At 69.5% G+C, this 18,919-nt stretch carries 16 protein-coding genes, 1 pseudogene and 1 riboswitch; of the genes and pseudogenes, 11 read left to right on the top strand and 6 right to left on the bottom strand.

Annotated features, from left to right (window positions below; translation table 11 throughout):
- Window positions 1-91: 91 nt before the first annotated feature.
- On the bottom strand, window positions 92-460 hold the full coding sequence (locus tag ACQZ13_RS02210) for a hypothetical protein (protein WP_431049663.1): 369 nt from the start codon (window positions 458-460) through the stop codon (window positions 92-94).
- 167 nt (window positions 461-627) lie between these two features.
- On the opposite strand from ACQZ13_RS02210, the gene ACQZ13_RS02205 reads away from it, so the two are divergent.
- Both ACQZ13_RS02205 and ACQZ13_RS02200 read left to right on the top strand, forming a co-directional pair.
- Window positions 628-942 (top strand): helix-turn-helix domain-containing protein, encoded by a 315-nt coding sequence (locus ACQZ13_RS02205; RefSeq protein WP_431049662.1) that lies wholly within the window; start codon window positions 628-630, stop codon window positions 940-942.
- 313 nt (window positions 943-1,255) lie between these two features.
- Window positions 1,256-1,849: pseudogene (locus ACQZ13_RS02200) on the top strand (ATP-binding protein); the annotation flags it as partial.
- A 90-nt stretch (window positions 1,850-1,939) separates the two neighbouring features.
- Here the strand turns inward: ACQZ13_RS02200 and ACQZ13_RS02195 are convergent.
- Window positions 1,940-2,611 carry a glycine zipper 2TM domain-containing protein gene (locus ACQZ13_RS02195; RefSeq protein WP_431049661.1) on the bottom strand — a complete coding sequence of 224 codons (672 nt, stop codon included), beginning with the start codon at window positions 2,609-2,611 and terminating at the stop codon, window positions 1,940-1,942.
- A gap of 207 nt (window positions 2,612-2,818) precedes the next feature.
- The gene (gene metH / locus ACQZ13_RS02190) at window positions 2,819-5,596 is read right to left on the bottom strand and encodes a methionine synthase (protein ID WP_431049660.1); all 2,778 of its coding nucleotides are present in this window, start codon (window positions 5,594-5,596) and stop codon (window positions 2,819-2,821) included.
- 81 nt (window positions 5,597-5,677) lie between these two features.
- Window positions 5,678-5,782, bottom strand: a riboswitch (S-adenosyl-L-homocysteine riboswitch).
- Window positions 5,783-5,974: 192 nt separating this feature from the next.
- On the opposite strand from metH, the gene ACQZ13_RS02185 reads away from it, so the two are divergent.
- The gene (locus ACQZ13_RS02185) at window positions 5,975-7,186 is read left to right on the top strand and encodes an HD-GYP domain-containing protein (protein WP_431049659.1); all 1,212 of its coding nucleotides are present in this window, start codon (window positions 5,975-5,977) and stop codon (window positions 7,184-7,186) included.
- Between the two features lie 114 nt (window positions 7,187-7,300).
- Here ACQZ13_RS02185 and ACQZ13_RS02180 read toward each other — a convergent pair whose 3' ends face one another.
- Genes ACQZ13_RS02180 through ACQZ13_RS02170 form a run of 3 tightly spaced genes read right to left on the bottom strand, consistent with a single transcriptional unit; the run spans window position 7,301 to window position 10,161 of the window.
- The gene (locus tag ACQZ13_RS02180) at window positions 7,301-8,392 is read right to left on the bottom strand and encodes a homocysteine S-methyltransferase family protein (RefSeq protein ID WP_431049658.1); all 1,092 of its coding nucleotides are present in this window, start codon (window positions 8,390-8,392) and stop codon (window positions 7,301-7,303) included.
- A 40-nt stretch (window positions 8,393-8,432) separates the two neighbouring features.
- Window positions 8,433-9,110, bottom strand: coding sequence for a DUF4197 domain-containing protein (locus ACQZ13_RS02175; RefSeq protein WP_431049657.1), 678 nt, complete (start codon window positions 9,108-9,110; stop codon window positions 8,433-8,435).
- A complete protein-coding gene (locus tag ACQZ13_RS02170; protein ID WP_431049656.1) occupies window positions 9,091-10,161 on the bottom strand; it encodes a fumarylacetoacetate hydrolase family protein in 1,071 nt (356 codons plus the stop codon). The genes ACQZ13_RS02175 and ACQZ13_RS02170 overlap by 20 nt, the downstream gene beginning before the upstream one ends.
- Before the next feature lie 34 nt (window positions 10,162-10,195).
- Here ACQZ13_RS02170 and ACQZ13_RS02165 point away from each other — a divergent pair, with 34 nt between their 5' ends.
- The 8 genes from ACQZ13_RS02165 to ACQZ13_RS02130 all read left to right on the top strand — a co-directional run bounded on the left by ACQZ13_RS02165 (window position 10,196) and on the right by ACQZ13_RS02130 (window position 18,853).
- Window positions 10,196-11,086, top strand: coding sequence for a hypothetical protein (locus tag ACQZ13_RS02165; RefSeq protein WP_431049655.1), 891 nt, complete (start codon window positions 10,196-10,198; stop codon window positions 11,084-11,086).
- Between the two features lie 219 nt (window positions 11,087-11,305).
- Complete coding sequence (locus ACQZ13_RS02160; RefSeq protein WP_431049654.1) at window positions 11,306-11,611, top strand: BTH_I0359 family protein; 306 nt, start codon at window positions 11,306-11,308, stop codon at window positions 11,609-11,611.
- Window positions 11,612-11,696: 85 nt separating this feature from the next.
- Window positions 11,697-14,054, top strand: a complete 2,358-nt coding sequence (locus ACQZ13_RS02155) for an ATP-binding protein (protein WP_431049653.1) — start codon at window positions 11,697-11,699, stop codon at window positions 14,052-14,054.
- Window positions 14,055-14,199: 145 nt separating this feature from the next.
- Entirely contained in the window at window positions 14,200-15,183 is a 984-nt protein-coding gene (locus tag ACQZ13_RS02150; RefSeq protein ID WP_431049652.1) for a TraB/GumN family protein, read from the top strand.
- Window positions 15,184-15,260: 77 nt separating this feature from the next.
- Window positions 15,261-15,932 (top strand): MarC family protein, encoded by a 672-nt coding sequence (locus ACQZ13_RS02145; protein ID WP_431049651.1) that lies wholly within the window; start codon window positions 15,261-15,263, stop codon window positions 15,930-15,932.
- Between the two features lie 124 nt (window positions 15,933-16,056).
- Window positions 16,057-16,746 (top strand): PhaM family polyhydroxyalkanoate granule multifunctional regulatory protein, encoded by a 690-nt coding sequence (locus ACQZ13_RS02140; protein ID WP_431049650.1) that lies wholly within the window; start codon window positions 16,057-16,059, stop codon window positions 16,744-16,746.
- 26 nt (window positions 16,747-16,772) lie between these two features.
- Window positions 16,773-17,912, top strand: a complete 1,140-nt coding sequence (locus tag ACQZ13_RS02135) for an FIST signal transduction protein (protein ID WP_431049649.1) — start codon at window positions 16,773-16,775, stop codon at window positions 17,910-17,912.
- Complete coding sequence (locus tag ACQZ13_RS02130; protein ID WP_431049648.1) at window positions 17,912-18,853, top strand: substrate-binding periplasmic protein; 942 nt, start codon at window positions 17,912-17,914, stop codon at window positions 18,851-18,853. Before ACQZ13_RS02135 ends, ACQZ13_RS02130 begins: the two co-directional genes overlap by 1 nt.
- Window positions 18,854-18,919 lie beyond the last annotated feature (66 nt).

Genomic DNA, 18,919 nt, shown 5'->3' with positions numbered 1-18,919 from the left:
TCACGCCCATCAACGGTCCCCGACGCACCGGCCTGCCGTGGATGCAGTGCTCCTCGTGGATTGATGAGGCAGGTCGGCAGCCGGTTATCGCTCATCGCGTCCGCCCTGGATAGATTCGGTAGAAAGGTTCGAAAGTAGCGCCCGGCATCGCCGCTCCGCAAGTTAGCGTCACTTCAGGAGCGCTGGCGAATCGGAGTGCGATGGCATCTGACGTCCGAGACTTCAAAGCTTCGACGACCAAGCCGTAAAACATCGCGTCTGTGCCGAGTCCGATTGGCGCAAGGAACGCGTTGAACAGAGCAGCCCGCCCATCGATGAACTCGACAGCGGCCTCGATGTCCGTGAACGCCCGTCGTTCAGGATTTGAGCCCGAGAGCCTGTCCACATTGACGTCAACGATGAACAAATTGTTCGACGTCAAACTAAGGCCCTCGGGGGGCAGTCCGTCGTGACTGGTCATGATTTCACGCGATAGAAGTTGAAGGCATCGCGAGACGTATGCAGCGACGGCGCACCACACGCAACGCGACCCGTAGAAATATAGCACTTTAAAATAACTAATTTATAGCATCTGTATTTCGGAGGGTCTTTTGGGAACACTCCGACGCTTTGTGTGAGCGAAGCGGGATGGACCCGGTAGACAGGCTAAAGATTGCTTTGGGACTCGTACTCGCCACGCGACGAGCTGCTGCAGGTTGGAGTCAACAGTCACTTGCGCTTCGCGCAGGCGTAAACCTGGCCTACCTGGGCAAGCTAGAACGGGGTGAGGCGAAGGTGTCCCTCGAACAGCTTTCGGCCATTGCCGCGCCGTTTGCTCTCTTTCCCGAGGAGCTCATCGGCGAGGCTCGTCGCAGACTTGGAGAAGTCGCCGACGACGGTTCGGTGGAACGTCCCGCAAAGCCAAGCGGGAGACCCAAAAAACATTCCTCGGCGCCCAGCTAATAGGTTGTTCACTACCAAGCCTTCCGGTTGTCCGGCCCCAGCCGCCGCCGGTGGATAAGTCGAAAGATTCCAGGCGCCAAAAGTCCAAACTTGCCCGCCCCTTCGACCTCACGATGCTTTCAAGTGGCTCGGCTCACTCTCAAAGGCCCGTCTCACGCACTCAAGGAACGTTGACCCATCAAACGTTCCTTTCGAACATCTGTTGTCGTTCGTTCGGAGCTGACTAGCTGCGAAAAAGGGGGACCTTCAGGCTTTCAACATGAAGATTGCTTCTTTCAACTGAGTTCTCGTCCGGTATCAAGCTTCCCAGTACGAGTTCCAGCGCATGTCGTTGGAAGCGCTGCGTGAGCCGCTGGAGACTGGTCGCGTGCACATCTCGCGTTCCGCTCACCAGGCCGAGTTCCCCGCGCGCTTCCAACTGATCGCCGCGATGAACCCCTGCCCCTGCGGACACCTCGGCAATCCGACCAAGGCCTGCCGGTGCTCGCCGGATCAGGTGACGCGATATCAGAACCGGCTGTCCGGACCGCTGCTCGATCGCATCGACCTGACGGTGGAGGTCCCGGTCCTGTCCCCGGCCATCCTGTCGGCCGTCGCGGACGGCGAGACCAGCGCCACCGTCGCCGCCCGCGTCGCGGCGGCGCGTGACCGCGCCGTCAGGCGCCAAGGATGCTCGAACGCGATGCTGGCTGCCGGACAGCTCGACGGCCATCTGAGCATGTCGCCCGAGGGCGAAGCCATGCTCCATCGCGCCGCGGCCCGGCTGGCCTGGTCCGCGCGCAGCTTCCATCGCGTCCTGCGCATCGCGCGTACCGTCGCCGACCTCGCGGGCAGTGACGTCATCACAGCCCTGCATGTCTCGGAAGCGATCCAGTGGCGCCGGGCGCTGCCGGGGCGCAATGACTGACCCTCGCGTCCGCTGGACTGAGCCCACCCAGAAACGACAACGCCGGCGATGCCGGCGTTGTCGATGAGCTCGCGCGAGACCGCGCCGCGCTTATTGACGGATCAACTGGCCTTCGCTGGCGCGCACGACGTCGCCGCTCTGCACGCCCGGGTCGTGGCTGAAGGTCATCGTGCGGTTGCTCTGGTCGGCGTTGCGCATCTTGACCACCCACACGGTGGTGCTGCGCTGGCGCTTCTCGATCTCGTTGCCGGCGTAGCCGCCCGCGACCGCGCCGCCAACGGTGGCGATCTTCTTGCCTGTACCGCCGCCGACCGCGCTACCCAGCAGGCCGCCGACCACCGCGCCGCCGACGACGCCGATGCCGGTGCCCTGGCCTTGACGGGCCTCGGTGTGGACCGACAGCACCGTCGCGCACGCCGAGCAGATCCGGGCTTCGCGGGGTTCGGACTGGGCGGAACCCGACGAACCGTAGTTGTCCGCGGAACCGGTCGAGCCGACGTCGCGCGGCGCCTGCTGCGCCACGCGGCGCGAATCGTTGCCCGAACGCTGGACGGCGTCATCGCCGGAACGACGGGCCGCGCGGGCCTCGTCCGCGGCGTTGGCGCCGTTGCGGTCGACCACGTTGCCCTGCTGCTCCATCGCCGCCGTCGGCGCATCGGGCAGGGACGGCGCGGCTTGACGCCCCGCGAAGAAGGCCGCCACGACCAGCACGGTCGCTCCCACGGCCCCAGCCGCGATCTTCTGATTGGTATTCAACGCCATGATTCACCTCTTATGGTTTTCCCCTAGCAACGGGGGATGGGCGAAGAATGCCACGCTGTTACAAGTCGCGGGGGCCGAAAACTGTCCCGTTTGTAAAGGGGTGAAACGCGGCCTGTAGGACAAGGCCGCGTGATGCGGTTTTCGTTGCGCCGGCGCGTCGCCGCAGCCTCGCGACAACGGGCTGTCGAGCCCGCCGGATCTGCCGGTTCAGCCCAGCAGCGGCGCCAACGCCCGCTGCGCGGCCTCGTGGTCCAGCGCCATGCGCGCCGCCCAGTCCGCCACCTGGTCGTCCCCGATGCGGCCGACGTTGAAATACGCCGCCTCCGGATGCGCCAGGTAGAAGCCGCTCACGCTGGCCGCCGGCGTCATCGCCATGCCTTCAGTGAGCGCCATGCCGATGTCCTCCGCCTGCAGCACCCGGAACATGTCCCGCTTCACCAGATGGTCCGGACAGGCCGGATACCCCGGCGCCGGACGGATGCCGCGGTACGACTCGGCGATGAGCTCCTCGTTGCTCAGCGTCTCGTCCGCCGCGTAGCCCCAGAGGTCCAGCCGCACGCGCTGGTGCAGCCGCTCGGCGAAGGCCTCGGCCAGGCGATCCGCCAGCGCCTTCAGCATGATCGCGGAGTAGTCGTCGAGGTCGTCGATGAACTGCTGCTCCTTCTTGTCCACGCCGAGCCCGGCGGTGACCGCGAACAGCCCGATGTAGTCCGGCACCGTGCCCTTGGGCGCGACGAAGTCCGCCAGCGCCCGGTTGGGCCGGCGCACGCCGTCCACGACCGGCCGCTCGGACTGCATGCGCAGGCCGCGCCAGGTCATCAGCACCTCGGTGCGCGATTCGTCGCTGTAGATCTCGATGTCGTCGTCGTTCACTTGCGCGGCAGGGTACAGGCCCATCACGCCGCTGGCGGTCAGCCAGCGGCCCTCGATCAGGCGCTGCAGCATGCGCTTGCCGTCGCTGAACACGCGCTGCGCCTCGGCGCCCACGACCTCGTCCTTGAGGATGGCCGGGAACGGCCCCGCCAGGTCCCAGGTCTGGAAGAACGGGCCCCAGTCGATGCACTGCGCCAGCTCGGCCAGGTCGTAGTTGCGGAACTGGCGCCGGCCGATGAAACGCGGCACCGCCGGCGTGTAGGTCGAGAAGTCGGCGCGGTGCTTGTTGGCGCGCGCCTGCGCCAGCGTCACCATCGGCGTCTGCTTCTTGTTGGCGTGCAGCACGCGGACCTTCTCGTAGTCGGACTTCAGCTCGTCGATGAAGCGCGTGGCGCGCTCGTCGGACAGCAGCTCCGAGCACACGCCCACCGAGCGCGACGCGTCAGGCACGTAGACCACCGGGCCTTCGTAATGCGGCGAGATCTTGACGGCCGTGTGCACCCGGCTGGTGGTCGCGCCGCCGATCAGCAGCGGGATCTTCTTCATGCGGAAGTAGTCGTCACGCTGCATCTCCGCGGCGACGTACTGCATCTCCTCCAGGCTGGGCGTGATCAGGCCCGACAGCCCGATGATGTCCGCGCCCTCGACCTTGGCCTTCGCGAGGATGTCCTGGCACGGGACCATCACGCCCATGTTGACGACCTCGAAGTTGTTGCACTGCAGGACCACCGTGACGATGTTCTTGCCGATGTCGTGCACGTCGCCCTTCACCGTCGCGATGACGATCTTGCCCTTGGAGCGCACGTCCTCGCCGGCTTCGGCCATCAGACGCTTCTCCTCCTCGATGTAGGGCACCAGGTGGGCGACGGCGGACTTCATCACCCGCGCGCTCTTCACCACCTGCGGCAGGAACATCTTGCCGGCGCCGAACAGGTCGCCGACCACGTTCATGCCGGCCATCAGCGGGCCTTCGATCACGTGCAGCGGGCGGCCGCCGCCGGCGCGGATGCCCTGCCAGGCTTCCTCGGTGTCCTCGACGATGAAGTCGGTGATGCCGTGGATCAGCGCATGCGACAGCCGCGCGGCGACGTCGCCCGCGCGCCAGGCCAGCTTGGCGCTGTCGTCCTTGGCGGCGCCCTTGACCGACTCGGCCACCTCCAGCAGTCGCTCGGTGGAATCCTCGCGGCGGTTCAGCACCACGTCCTCGACGCGCTCGCGCAGGTCGGCGGGGATCTCGTCGTAAACGCCGACCATGCCGGCGTTGACGATGCCCATGTCCATGCCGGCCTGGATCGCGTGGTACAGGAAGACGGTGTGGATGGCCTCGCGCACCGGCTCGTTGCCGCGGAAGCTGAACGACACGTTGGACACGCCGCCGCTGACCTTCGCGCCGGGCAGATTCTGCTTGATCCAGCGCGTCGCCTCGATGAAGTCGACGGCGTAGTTGTTGTGCTCCTCGATGCCGGTGGCGATCGCGAAGATGTTGGGGTCGAAGATGATGTCCTCGGGCGGGAAGCCGATCTCGTCGACCAGCATCCGATAGGCGCGCTCGCAGATCTGGGTCTTGCGCTCGTAGGTGTCGGCCTGGCCGGTCTCGTCGAAGGCCATCACCACCGTGGCCGCGCCGTAGCGGCGGATCAGCTTGGCCTGGCGGCGGAACTCCGCCTCACCTTCCTTCAGCGAGATCGAGTTGACGATGCCCTTGCCCTGGATGCACTTCAGGCCGGCTTCGATCACCTCCCACTTGGACGAGTCGATCATGATCGGCACGCGGGCGATCTCGGGCTCCGAGGCGATCAGGTTGAGGAAGCGCACCATCGCGGCCTTGCTGTCCAGCATGGCCTCGTCCATGTTGATGTCGATGACCTGGGCGCCGTTCTCGACCTGCTGGCGGGCGACGCTCAGGGCGGCCTCGAACTCGCCGTTCAGGATCAGCCGGGCGAAGGCCTTCGAGCCGGTGACGTTGGTGCGCTCGCCGATGTTCACGAACAGCGTGCCGGCGCCGATGTTCACCGGCTCCAGGCCGGAGAGCTTCATCGGAGGCACGGCGACCGGTACGACGGGCGCGGGGGGTCTGTCGGAGGCGTCGGAAGCGGAATGGGTGGCGGACATGGCGGCGGCGCTTTTCGGAGCTGGACGTGAGCTGAAACGAAAGACGGGGCCGCGCAACTCACCGCAACCCCGCGGAACGCGGGTCGGTGAGCGCCGTTGTGAGGCGGTGTCCGGGAGTCCGACACCGCCGTTCCGAGCCTGGCGGGCACCCGGGTGACGGGACCTGTCGCAACGCTCCTCGGAAACCACCGCCGCCGCAAGGGGCGCGGGTGCGGCCTTGCTGGGAGCGGGAACAGCGTGCATTCTACCGGTCCGACCCCGCTTTGTTCGTGCCGTATTGCCTTGTCCCGCCCGCGGCGCCCCTATCCTCCCCGGGCGTCGAGACGAGAGCGACGACACAACAACGACAAGACGACGACACGTCGAAGGGAAGGCACCGTGGATCTGGTCCAACTGCCACCAAACAGCCTGCGCGTGGGACAGGTGCTGACGTTCTCGCTGCGCGACGCGGCGGGTCATCTGCTGTTCGCCTCCGGGCATCCGCTGCCGGACACGCCACAGGTCCGCGACCTGCTGGCCCGCGGGCCGTGGGTGCAGGCGCACGAGACGCGCGAGTACCAGCGCGCCCTGGCCCACAAGCTCGACACGATGATGCTGCAGGGCGCGTCGATGTCGGCGCTGGCCAATGCGACCGCCGAGTACAAGCCCACCCGGCCGATGCCGATGCCGCAGCAGACGGCGCCGGCGCACACCGCCATCTGGGCCGACCTGCAGTGGCATGCGCAGCAGGTGCTGCGCGATGCGCGCCGGCCGGACTTCCTGATGCGCCTGACCGAGCTGCTCGACAAGGTGCTGACGCGGCTCACGCAGCAGCCGGACGCCTCGCTGGCGATGCTGGTGCACGACGCCGGCCAGGAGCCGCTGCAGTACAGCGCGCGGCATGCGCTGCTGTCGCTGGCGCTGGTGGAGATGACGACGCGACAGCTCGGTTGGGGCGAAGGCCGGCGCCGCACGCTGGGCCTGGCGGCGCTGACGATGAACCTGGACAGCGGCGCGCAGCAGGATCAGCACGCGATGCGTCCGGAAGCGCTGGGCGAGGCGCAGCGCGAGCAGCTCGCCGGCCACGGCGATCGCGCGGCGGCGACGCTGCTGGCGATCGGCGTCGATGACGACGATTGGCTGACGGCCGTGCGCCTCCACCACGACGCAGGCCCCGGACCGCTGGCCGGCCGTTCCGACGGCGAGCTGATGGCGCGACTGCTGCGGCGCGCCGACGTCTACGGCGCCCGCCTGAGCCCGCGGCGCAGCCGCCGGCCGCTGTCCGCGGCACAGGCGGCGCGGGCGGTCTACCTCGACGAACTCCAGCAGCCCGACGAAGCGGGTGCCGCGCTGATCAAGGCGATCGGCCTCTATCCGCCGGGCTCGCTGGTGCGGCTGGCCAATGGCGAGGAAGGCATGGTGCTCAAACGCGGGCACAGCGCCAACGCGCCGCTGGTGGCCTCGCTGCTGGGCCGCAGCGGCACGCCGCTGACCTCGCCCGTCCTGCGCGACACGCGCCTGCAGGCCCAGGCCATCACGGCCAGCCTCGCGCCGCATGAGATCCGCCTGCGGATCAACATGGACGCGATGTTGAAGCTCTACGGAACCTGACGTCCGTCGGGCGTCGGGCGTCGGGCGTCGTGGTCGGCCCAGGCCGCTGGCCCTCACCCCTGCCCTCTCCCGCAAGCGGGAGAGGGAGTTCTTGCTCCGCCGTGGGGCGGTGCTTCAGACCTCTTCGGCGACCAGCCCGCTGAACAGCTTGCTGCCCCAGCGGCGCGGCTGGTAGGCGGAGACCTTCTGGGCGATCGCGCGGATGTGGTCCGGCGTCGTGCCGCAGCAGCCGCCCGCGATGTTCAGGAAGCCCGCAGCGGCGAACTCGCCGACCAGACGGCCGGTGACGTCCGGCGTCTCGTCGAAGCCGGTGTCGCTCATCGGGTTGGGCAGTCCGGCGTTCGGGTAGCAGGAGATCGGCGTGTCGCCGGCGGCCTTCGAGAGCTCCTCGATGTAGGGCCGCATCAGCGCCGCGCCCAGCGCGCAGTTCAGGCCGATGGCGATCGGCTGTGCGTGCCGCACCGAGTGCCAGAACGCCGTCACCGTCTGGCCCGACAGGATGCGGCCCGACGCGTCGGTCACCGTGCCGGAGATGATCACCGGCAGGCGTTCGCCGGTGTCGTCCATCAGTTCGTCGACGGCGAAGATCGCGGCCTTGGCGTTCAGCGTGTCGAAGATGGTCTCGATCAGGAACAGGTCGACGCCGCCTTCCAGCATCGCCTTGGCCTGGTCGTAGTAGGCCTGGCGCAGGGTGTCGAAGTCGACGTTGCGGGCGCCGGGGTCGTTGACGTCCGGGCTGATCGAGGCGGTGCGCGGCGTCGGGCCGAGCGCCCCCGCCGCGAAGCGCGGCTTGTCCGGCGTGCTGAACGCGTCGCAGGCCTCGCGCGCCAGGCGCGCGGCAGCGACGTTCATCTCGTAGGCGTAGTCCTGGAGGCCGTAGTCCTCCTGCGCGACGGTGGTCGTGCCGAAGGTGTTGGTCTCGATGATGTCGGCGCCGGCGTCCAGGTACTGGCGGTGGATCTCGCTGATGACCTCGGGCTTGGTCAGTACCAGCAGGTCGTTGTTGCCCTTGAGGTCCTTGGGATGATCGGCGAAGCGCTCGCCGCGGAAGTCGGCTTCCGTCAGCTTGTAGCGCTGGATCATCGTGCCCATCGCGCCGTCCAGGACGGCGATGCGTTGCGCCAGGATGCCGGGCAAGGCGGCGCCGCGGGTGTAGGCCACGGCGGGGCGGGCGACGGCGGGACGGGCGGGGGTCGGGGCGTTCATGGGCTCCGATTGTAGGAAGCCCGGCCCCGGCCCACCGTTCTCATCCGCCGAAGACCTTCTTCAGGATGGCGCTTCCGGTGCCGACCGGATCCTGGCGGATCTTCTTCTCTTCCTGGCCGATCATGAAGTACAGGCCGTCCAGCGCCTTGTCGGTGACGTAGCCCTGGAGGTTGGCGTCCTCCTTGCGGATGAGCCCGAAGCCCGAGGCCTTGCCGGCCACCGCGTTGTACTTCTCGCTCAGCGACTGGCGTTCGGTCGCCTTGGTCACGATGGGCAGGAACTTCGTCGTGAGCGGCGAGCGGGTCTTGTCCTCGAAGAACTGCGTCACCGCGTTGTCGCCGCCGCGCACGATCCTCACCGCGTCCTCGACGCTGATGTTGCGCACGGTGGAGACCAGCAGCTGGCGCGCTTCCGGCATCGCCTGCTCGGCGGCGCGGTTCATCGAGGTGATCAGGTCGTCGATGCGCTTGCCCTGGCCGGTCGTGCGCAGCAGGCGCGCGGCGTCCTTGAGCGCGCCCGGGAGTTCGATCTTCACTTGCGGATTGCCGAGGAAGCCGTCGGTCCGCCCCAGGTCGGCCAGCGCCGCCTGGGCGCCGCGTTCGAGCGCCGCGCGCACGCCGGAGGCGGCGTCGCCCTCGCTCAGGCTCAGCGCCATCGCCCACGGCGAGGCGCAGCCCGCGCCCAGCAGCGCGATCAGGTCACGGCGAAACAGGTTCATCGGTGTCTCCTTCTTGAACGTCAGGGATGGCCGTCTCAGCGGCCTCAGCGGTCTCAGCAGCCTCGACGCCTTCGGCATCAGCCGCGGCAGCACGCGCCGGGGGGTCTCCCTCGGTATCGTCGTCGGTGCCGGCGACGTCCGATGCCGCATCTTCCGACTCCGCGAGGTCCATGTCGATGGCGCCGAACGGGCCGGGGCCGTCGCCGAGCTTGAACTCGATGCGCAGGCTGTCGCCGGACTCCAGCACCACCGGCTTGCCGAGCACCGGCGAACCCGCGCCGACCAGCGTGCCGGCGCGCAGCGGCCGGTTGAGGGCCGCTTCCGCGAGCAGGTCGCCGAGCGACCACTTCATGCCGGTCTTCGCATCGACGACCGCCTGCTTGCGCCCGTTGCGCATGACCTGCAGCTGCAGCGCCGCGCGGCCGAGGTACCAGGCGCCGGGCAGCTCATCCGGCGTGACGGCGACCGGCGCGAACTGCAGCGCCGGGCGGCTGTGCAGCGCCGGCCACCCGTTGGCGAGTTCCTCCTGCTGCACCGGCCGCAGCACCCAGTCGCTGACCAGCATCAGCAGCCGGATGGCCTCCAGCGCCTGCGACGGCACGGCACCTTGCCCGAGGTCTCCGATGAGTGCGGCGAGCTGCGGTTCGGGCTCCAGGCCCGGCGTGCGCAGGTCGAGCAGCTCAGTGGGACCGAGCAGCGCCTCCGCGCCGCCGGCGCGCAGCAGCGGCGCGCTGAGGCGCTCCGGCCACGCGAGGCCTCGGTCGCGCAAGGCCTGACCCTGGTCGGGGTAGGCCTCGCCCGCGATCCAGCCCGCCAGTCGCGGCAGCGGCGCCAGGCATTGCTTCGGGTCGAACGCGAACGCATGCCGCGCACGGCCCTGGTTCAGCGACTGCGACAGCGTCTCCAGCTGGGGCGCCATGAAATTCCAGTCGTCGAGCACCTGTTGCAGGCGCGTGGCGATGCCGTTGGCATAGCATGCCTGGCTCAGGTCGCGCGACACGACCACCAGTTGGCCGTCGCGGGATCCATCGCGGTAGGTGGCGAGTTTCATTGTTGTGAGCGGACAGTCATTCGTCGGACGATCGGTGGCGGCATTTTCACCTCAGGAGCGCATCGCCTTCGCGGCGGCGCTCGCGGGGGCCCTGGTGCTGCATGCGGGCGCCATCCTCGCGCTGTCGGACCGGCCCTTGCCGCGGGCGGTCGACAGCCTGGCGGTCGCGACACGGCTCATCGAGGCGCCCCCTCCGCCCGCACCCGAACCTGTTGTGAAGCAGACGGTGCAACCTGTCGCGCAGCCCGTCGTTCCCCGCGCCGCTCGGCGTGCGACGCCCGTGCGCAAACCGGACACCCGACCTGTGCCCGCGCTGCTCGCGTTACCGCTGCACGGCGAAGGCTCGCTGGCCTACGCCTTCGTCATCGACGGCCAGCCGGGTGAAGCGGCGCTGAGCTTCCACATCGGCGCCGAGCGCTTCGAGATGACCCTCGAACGCCGCGCGGGCGATCGCGAACTGCCGGTCTGGCGGAGCGAAGGGCGCGTTGGCCCGCAAGGTTTGCAGCCCGAACGACATCGCGTGACGCGCCAGGGTCGCGACCGTGAGCTGCTGATCTTCGACCGGGATGCCGCGCGACCGGTTCTGCTTGTAGGCGCACGAGCGTTTCCGCTGTCGGCGGGCACTCAGGATCGGCTGTCCTGGTGGCTGCAGCTGGCTGCGATGCTGGCGGCGGAACCGGCGCCCTCCATCGGCCAGCGCCTGCGCGTGCCGGTCGCCGGTCCGACGGGCGTCAACGACTGGGATTTCGAGGTCGCGGCGCGCGACGGCGACCGCTGGCTGCTGCGGCGCGACCTGGTACGCGGGGCCGGTCGACCGGCCCTGCAATGGTCGGCCTGGCTGGACGGGCGTCGGGGTTTCCTGCCGGTGGACCTGCGCTTCAGCCTGGACGACGACGAGCAGTGGGCGCTCCGATTGCTGGAGTGAACCTGTCCGTCCGCGTGCATGGCCACTGGGTGAACTTCCTGTGCGTGCGCGTTGCGGTTCGTCAATCCGTGACGCCCTGTGCGGTTGGCACCACAAATGCTTGAGACACGGTGCAGCGTGTTCCGCAAGTTCTGCCACCATGGGTCATGGCCTGGTTGGGAGCGACGGGTCTTGAATCCGTCGCAACAGGCCATAACTCCTCCAACCAAGGAGTCCTTCATGCACATGCTCTACGACTCACCGAGTTACATCGTCGTCCAGTTCGATGTCCCGGTCGCTCCGTCTGCCGGGGATGCTGCGCACGCGGCGCAGGTGGACCACACCAACCTGCCCGCGTTGCAGCGTGACGGCTTCGAGATCGTCGACAAGTTCACCCGCAAGGAAATCTTCATCGAGGGCGCGCTCGCCCAGACCTTCCAGGAGGGCGTCGAGGCGCTCATCGAACAGGGTCCCGACGTCGACGACCTCGACGCCTTCATCGCCCAGTACGCCAACCTGGGCCAGCAGACCGTGATCATGCATTGATCCGGCGGGGGCTTGTCCTCCCCCCTTCCCTGCGCCAAGATCGTGCGGACACGCCCCGTTCAGGGGTGTTCCCCCCGCACGCACCATGGCCAAGCGCTCGCAGCTTCCGCTGGACTCTCCAGGCCTGTCCGACAGCCCGGTGCTGGACCGCATGTGCTCGCACTTCGTGCTGACGCTGACGGTGCGCCATGCCAACCGATTCAATCCCCGACGCGACCTCAGCGGCCTGCTCGCGCTGACGGCGCGCCACCTCGTCTGGCCGCCGCAGGTGCTCTCGCGCGTGCGCGGCTATCTGGCGCGGCGTTGCCAGGGGCATTCGCTGTGGGCCGGTCATGAGCGCTTGGGCGATGCGGCCTTCCTCGCCCGCCACGGCGTGTGGCGAGGCCCGTTCGCCGAAGGCACGGTGTTCTTCTACCTCGACGAGTACATCAAGGACGCGCCCAAGGACTTGCTCGCGCTGCTGTCCTGCACCTGCGATGCGCTGGACGGCCGGCTGAGGAGCCCCTCCACGCTGGTCGAGCAGAACATCGACGTCCTCGGTCGCCTGCTGCAGCTGAACGCGGCCGAGCGGGCGCTGCTGCTCTACGGCACGCTGGCGCGTTATCAGCGCGAGCTGCGAGGCGCCCTCGTCGAGTTCAAGGTCAACACCGCGCAGGAGGCCTTCGCCGCGATCGCGGAGGTGGCCGGCGTCGATCCGCACGAGGTGGCCGACGCGCTGCGCGCCGGCTCGCGGCTGGAGCGGGTCGGCATGATCGAGAACCTGATCGCCGAACACAACATCACCGATCTCTCCGACCTGATGAAGGTCAGCGAGCAGTTGCCGCCGGTGCTGATGCGGGCCTACGACGGCCCGCAGGACCTGATGGCGGTGTTCACGCGCCCGGTGACGCCCAGCCCGTTGCAGCGTGCCGACTTCGACTTCATCGCCGAGGACGTGACCCTGCTCGCCACCCTGCTGCGCCAGGCGGTGGCGCAGGGGCAGGCGGGCGTGAACGTGCTGCTCTACGGGCCGCCGGGCACCGGCAAGACGGAGCTGGCGAAGGTCGCCGCGCGCGAGGCCGGTCTCGCCCTCTACGAGGTCGAGTACGCCGACCGCGACGGCAACGCGCTCAGCGGTCGCGACCGCTACCGCTCGCTGCAGATCAGCCAAGTATTCCTGAAGGCGAGCCGCGACGTGGCGCTGCTGTTCGACGAGGTCGAGGACGTCTTTCCCCACCTGAGCGGCGACGCCGCGCACCTGATGGCCCGGCTGGACGCGGCGCTGGAGGTGCCCGCGACCATGACCGTCAACGGCAAGGCCTGGGTCAACCAGATCCTGGAGAGCAACCCCGTGCCGGTGCTGTGGATCACCAACCGCATCGAGCACATCGACCCCGCGTTCCGGCGCCGCTTCCAGTACCACCTGGAACTGACTTCGCCGCCGCCGGGCGCGCGCCTGGGGCTGGTGCGCAAGGCCCTGGAGGAACTGCCGGTGCCGGAGGGCTTCGCCGAACGGCTGTCCGAACGCCGCGGCCTGACGCCGGCGCAGGTCCGCACCGCGGTGCGCTTCGCGCGGCTGGCGGGAAGCGCGGCGGAGGTCGGCGCGTCCGCCCCGGACGGCGCGATCGATGCCGCCGCCCGCGCCGCCGCGCAGGCCGCCGCCAACGAGCACCTCGTCAGCCGGCAACTGCGGCACGCCGACAAGGCGCTCGGCCTGATCGACGCCTCGCCCCAGGCGCGGCCGTCGGCGACGCGCTACTCGCTCGACCTGATCCACTGCGAATGCCGCTTCGCCCTGCCGCGCCTGATCGAGGCGCTGCGCCGCCGCGGCATGGGCACGCTGTGTTTCCACGGCCCGCCGGGCAGCGGCAAGACCGCCCTGGCGGCGCACATCGCCTCGGAACTGCAACGGCCGCTGATGGTGCGGCTGGCCAGCGACCTGATGTCCAAGTACGTCGGCGAGACGGAGCAGAACATGGCCCGCATGTTCGAGACCGCGGCCGCCGAAGGCGCGCTCCTGCTGCTGGACGAGGCCGACAGCTTCCTGCGCAGCCGCCGCAGCGCCGAGCGGCATTACGAGGTCAGCGAGGTCAACGAGATGCTGGCCGGCATGGAGCGCCACGCCGGGCTCTTCATCTGCACGACCAATGCCTTCGAGGATCTGGACGAGGCCGCGCTGCGCCGCTTCAGCTTCAAGATCCGCTTCAAGGCGCTGCGGCCGGACCAGCGGCTGACGATGTTCGAGCGCGAAGTCGGCGCCGCGCCGGACCCGGCGCATGCGGACCGGCTGAGCCTGCTGGACGCGTTGACGCTGGGCGACTTCGCCGCCGTGCGGCAGCAGGCGGAGATCCTTGGCGAGACGCTGTCGCCCGACGAGTTCCTGACGCTGCTGGAAGCCGAGCACCGGGTGAAGCCGGAGGTGCGCCAGCGCCGCCCGATGGGCTTCCGGGCGCGCGAGACCTGACCCCGCTCGCCTCCCCGAGCGCCCGTGCGTCTTGTCCTCGCTTCCTTCCCCCTTTCCTTCCCCCTTCGTCCCCTTTTTGGTCTCCCTCTTCGGCGGGAGCTTCGCCGGCCTTGGAGGCGGCCGGTTCTATGGCATCGTGCCGTCCATGCTGAATCCGTTCCCGTCGACTCTCCTGAAGCGCGCCTCGCGCGCGCTCGCCGCCGGCTCGCTCGCCTTGCTGGCCGCGCTGACCGGCAACGGCGCGTCCGCCGCGCCGGCCAAGCCGTCCTGCGCGCCCGAGCCCGCGCCGCTGTCCGCCGACCGCCTGGCCGCACAGGCCAAGGACCGCGGCCTGATGTGGACGCTCAAGCGCGACGGGCGGACCTCCTACCTGTACGCCAGCCTGCACGTCGGCAAGCCCAGCTGGGCTGCCCCCGGCCCCCGGCTGCGCAAGGCGCTGGAGGAGGTCGACGCCGTCGCGCTGGAGCTCGATCCGCTGGACCGCGACGCCTGGAAGATGCCGCCCATGCCCGAACTGCCGCTGGACGCCTCGCTGCGCCGGCGCCTGGACGCGCAGGCGGCGTCGGTCTGCCTGGAGCCGCAGGCGCTGGCGGCGATCCATCCGTTGCTGCAGACCAGCACCTACATGCTGCTGCGCGCCCGGTCGCTCGGGCTGGACGTGCGCTACGGCCAGGAGATGCTGCTGAGCCAGTGGGCCCGCGACCGCGGCCTGCCGGTGCTGGCGCTGGAGACCTTGCAGGGGCAGCTCGACGCGCTGCTGCCTTCGGACGTCGACGCGGCGCGACATGAGCTGCGTTCCAACCTCCAGCAGCTCGAACGCCCGAAGTCGCTGCTGCGCACGCTGGACACGATGGTGACGGTCTACGACCGCGGCGACCTCGCCCGTCTGAACCGCTACGCCGAATGGTGCGACTGCGTGACCGACGCCGCCGACCGCGCCGCGCTGCAGCGCATCAACGACGGGCGCAATCCGGCCCTCGCCGAGCGCATCTCCGAACTGCACCAGCGCGGCCAGTCGCTGCTGGTGGCCGTCGGCGCGATGCACATGACCGGACCGCGCGCCCTCACCGCCCTGCTCAAGGACCAGGGCTTCGAGGTAACCCTGATGCCGCGGACCGGGTTGCGTTGACCGAGTTGCGGCACACTGGGCCGCGCGCCGTTCCGGCGCTTTCCCTTCCCCTGACTTTCCCTCCTGGAGTCCCCATCTTGGACCCCCTGCCGTCCTTCCTCCAATCGCTGTTCCTGGTGCCGCTGACGCTGCTGCCCATCATCAACCCGGTGGGCGTGGCGCCTATCGTCATCGGCGCGGCCGGCGGCGACGACAAGGTCCTCAAGCGGCTGGCGCGCCAGGTCGCGATCAACGGCTGGGTGGTGATCATGGTGTCGCTGCTGGTGGGCACCTACGTGCTGGACCTGTTCGGCATCTCGCTGCCGGTCGTGCGCGTGGGCGGCGGCCTGCTGGTGGCCTACAGCGCCTGGGTGATGCTCACCCGCAACGAGACCGACGACGTCCAGACCGCCGTCGTGCACGCCTCGCCCGGCGACATCACCGAGGCCGAGATCGTCCGCCGCAGCTTCTTCCCGATCACCTTCCCGCTGACCACCGGCCCGGGCAGCATCGCCGCGGCGATCGCGCTGGGCGCGCAGATCCCCAGATCGCCGGTGCCCTACGTGATGGGCGCGGGCGTGGCCGCCATCGGCGCGGCCTTCACGGCCGCCGTGGTCTACCTGGTCTACCGCAACGGCGGCCGGCTGCTCATGAAGATGGGCGAAGTCGGCACCCTGGTCATGATGCGACTGATGGCCTTCGTGCTGCTGTGCATCGGCATCCAGATCCTGTGGACGGGCTGGGCCGACCTGAACCACATTCCGACCTGACGCGGACACCGCCCTTCCCGACACCGGACGGTCGCCGCCAGGACGTAGGATAGTGCGCAAGGCCGCCCCCGGCCTCTCCGCCGTGCGCGGGGAGTTCCGGCGAGGACGGCGTCGAGGAGACACCATGGCGGACACCGACTTCAGCAAATTCGTTCCGGGCTTCGACTTCATGCAGGGGTTGATGAAGAACGCCGGCGCGGCGATCCCCGGCTTCGGCCAGTGGGTCGCGCCGACGCTGGATCCGGAGGAGCTGGACAAGCGCATCAACGAGCTGCGCACCGTGCAGTTCTGGCTCGAGAACAACGCCCGCATGCTCACGGCGACCATCCAGGCGCTGGAGGTGCAGCGGATGACGCTGTCGACGCTGCATGCGATGAACGTGCCGATGGCGGACCTGAAGGACGTGCTGAAGACGCCGCCCATGCCGCCGATGCCGTCAGCGCCTCCCGGCGCGGACGCTTCGCGAGGCGGGGCGACGGCAGATGCCACGTCCAGGTCGAGCGCCGACGCTGAACCGGGAACGAAGCCCGATGCGAAGGCTGAGGCGAAGCCCGGCGACGCCGCCGGCCCCAGACCCGCCGGCGCCGACCCGATGCAATGGTGGAACGCGCTGACGCAGCAGTTCACGCAGGTCGCGTCCAACGCGATGAAGACGGCCCAGACCGCGGCGGCGGCCTCGACGACGGCGCCCAGGCCGGCGGCCGGGTCGACGGCGAAAGCGGCGCCCAAGGCGCCCGCCAGATCCGCAGCCAAGCCGGCCGCCAGGAAGGCGGCGCCCGCGCGCAAGACCGCCGCCAAACGCAAGGCTCCTTGAGCCCGCCAGCCTCCCGAGGGCCGTTCATGCCTCGCTTTCTCCAGGCGCACGCCACCCATCCCGATCCCCACATGGCGCTGGCCCTCGCCGGCGCCCAGCTGGAGGGTCAGCGCGCCGGCATGACACCGACGCTGGGGTTCCTCTACCTCACGCATCCGTACGTGCCGCATGCGCAGGCGCTGCTGGACGAAGTCCGCGAACGCTGGCCGGGTTGCGGCTGGGTCGGCGCGTCCGCGCTGGCGGTCAGCGCCAGCGGCGTCGAGTACTTCGACGAGCCGGCGCTGGTCGTCATGCTGTGCGACCTGCCGCCGGAACAGTGGCGCATCTTCTCGGGGCTGAAGCCGCTGACCCCGGACTGCGAATCCCGCAGCCTGCTGCTGCACGCCGACGGCGGCACGCCCGACCTGCAGGAGTTGATCGGCGAACTCTCCCAGCGCTGCAGCAGCGGCTACCTCTTCGGCGGCCTGGTCAGCGGCGGCGACAACGCCGTGCAGATCGCGGACGGCATCTTCGCGGGCGGCCTGTCGGGGCTGGCCCTCGGCCCGGACGTGCGCTGGATCTCGCGCGTCAGCCAGGGCTGCCAGCCGCTCGGCCGCGAGCGCCGCGTCACCGCCTGCGACGGACCGCTGGTCACCGGACTCGACGGGCAACCGGCGCTGGACGCGCTGCTCGAGGACCTGAAACTGCCCGCCTACACCGGCGAGTCCGGATCGCTGCGGCAGGCGATGCCGCTGTTCCGGCGCACGCTGGTCGGCCTCAGCGACGAACCGGGCGCCCGGCGCGAGTACGGCGCCGAGGTCCGCGTCCGCCATCTGGTCGGGCTCGATCCCGGCCGGCGCGGCATCGCCGTCGCCGAGCAGATGCGCGAGGGCGAACTGCTGAGCTTCTGCGAACGCCATCCCGACGCCGCGCGCCGCGACCTCGTCCGCATCTGCACCGAGATCCGCGCCGAAGCCGAGGAACGCGGCGCCCGCATGGCCGGCGCGCTGTACTTCAGCTGCACCGGCCGGGGCGGCCCGCACTTCGGCTCGCCGTCGGCGGAGCTGCAGTGGGTGCAGCACGCGCTGGGCGAGGTGCCGCTCGCCGGGTTCTTCGCCAACGGGGAGATCGCCCACGCGCGGCTGCATGGCTACACCGGCGTGCTGACGGTCTTCCTGGACGCCTGATGGCCGGCCGCCGCGACCTGCTGCAGGCCGCCGCGGCCTCGGTCCTTTCCAGCGCCCTGCCCGCACTGGCCTTGCTGCCGGACGTGGCGACGGCCGCCCGGTCCGCTCCCGGCACCTCGTCCGGCTCAGCGCCGCCGGAACCGACCACCGTCGTCTATCCGCGCCATCTGCCGCAGCAGGACAAGCAGGTCGACTACTTCATCAGCCTGCTGCACGCCGCGCTGCAGCGCAGCGGCACGCGCTACGCGCTGGTCCAGACGAAGTCCGAGATGGTGCAGAGCCGCGCGCTGCTGGAGATGGCTAGCGACGATCCCGGCATCGACGTGTTCTGGACGATGACCGATCCGCAGCGCGAGAAGACCCTGCTGCCGATCCGCGTGCCGCTGGACCGGGGGCTGATCGGCTGGCGCCTCTGCCTGACCCGCGCCGCCGACTGGGACCGCCTGCGCGACATCCGCGACCTGAAGGACCTGGCCCGGCTCACCGCCGGTCAGATGCACGACTGGCCCGACACCGCCGTGCTGCGCGCCAACGGCCTGCCGGTGCAGGTCAGCACGCATTACCAGGGCCTGTTCCAGATGCTGTCGGCGGGCCGCTTCGACTACTTCCCGCGCTCGATCTTCGAGATCGATTCGGAACTGGCCAGCTTCTCCGAGCAGCAGCTCGTCATCGATCCTTACCTGCTGTTGCACTATCCCGCGGCGCTCTACATGTTCGTCCGACCGGGCCGTCCGCGACTCGCGGCGGACCTGACGCGCGGCATGAACGCGCTGGTGGTCGACGGCACCTTCGAGCGCCTGTCGCGCCAGATCTTCGGCGATCTGCTGCAGCGCCACCGCATCGACCAGCGCCGCGTGCTGCGCCTGAGCAACCCGCTGCTGCCGGCGCAGACGCCGCTGGACCGCAAGGCCTTGTGGTGGCCGCTGCCGGGTTCGCGCTGAACGGCTCCCGCCAACGGGGGGGCCGGCGTCCGGGCGGGGTTCAGTCCGGGGTCAGCGCGCGGGGCT

Source organism: Roseateles sp. L2-2 (genome assembly GCF_050613215.1).
GTDB classification, from domain to species: domain Bacteria; phylum Pseudomonadota; class Gammaproteobacteria; order Burkholderiales; family Burkholderiaceae_C; genus Roseateles; species Roseateles noduli.
This window is presented reverse-complemented; position numbering and strand designations above follow the sequence as displayed.

Coding starts and splice junctions, on each gene's coding strand:
- ACQZ13_RS02210 (WP_431049663.1), bottom strand. CDS start 460: ATGACCAGTCACGACGGACTGCCCCCCGAGGGCCTTAGTTTGACGTCG.
- ACQZ13_RS02205 (WP_431049662.1), top strand. CDS start 628: ATGGACCCGGTAGACAGGCTAAAGATTGCTTTGGGACTCGTACTCGCC.
- ACQZ13_RS02195 (WP_431049661.1), bottom strand. CDS start 2,611: ATGGCGTTGAATACCAATCAGAAGATCGCGGCTGGGGCCGTGGGAGCG.
- metH (WP_431049660.1), bottom strand. CDS start 5,596: ATGTCCGCCACCCATTCCGCTTCCGACGCCTCCGACAGACCCCCCGCG.
- ACQZ13_RS02180 (WP_431049658.1), bottom strand. CDS start 8,392: ATGAACGCCCCGACCCCCGCCCGTCCCGCCGTCGCCCGCCCCGCCGTG.
- ACQZ13_RS02175 (WP_431049657.1), bottom strand. CDS start 9,110: ATGAACCTGTTTCGCCGTGACCTGATCGCGCTGCTGGGCGCGGGCTGC.
- ACQZ13_RS02170 (WP_431049656.1), bottom strand. CDS start 10,161: ATGAAACTCGCCACCTACCGCGATGGATCCCGCGACGGCCAACTGGTG.
- ACQZ13_RS02160 (WP_431049654.1), top strand. CDS start 11,306: ATGCACATGCTCTACGACTCACCGAGTTACATCGTCGTCCAGTTCGAT.
- ACQZ13_RS02155 (WP_431049653.1), top strand. CDS start 11,697: ATGGCCAAGCGCTCGCAGCTTCCGCTGGACTCTCCAGGCCTGTCCGAC.
- ACQZ13_RS02150 (WP_431049652.1), top strand. CDS start 14,200: ATGCTGAATCCGTTCCCGTCGACTCTCCTGAAGCGCGCCTCGCGCGCG.
- ACQZ13_RS02140 (WP_431049650.1), top strand. CDS start 16,057: ATGGCGGACACCGACTTCAGCAAATTCGTTCCGGGCTTCGACTTCATG.
- ACQZ13_RS02135 (WP_431049649.1), top strand. CDS start 16,773: ATGCCTCGCTTTCTCCAGGCGCACGCCACCCATCCCGATCCCCACATG.
- ACQZ13_RS02130 (WP_431049648.1), top strand. CDS start 17,912: ATGGCCGGCCGCCGCGACCTGCTGCAGGCCGCCGCGGCCTCGGTCCTT.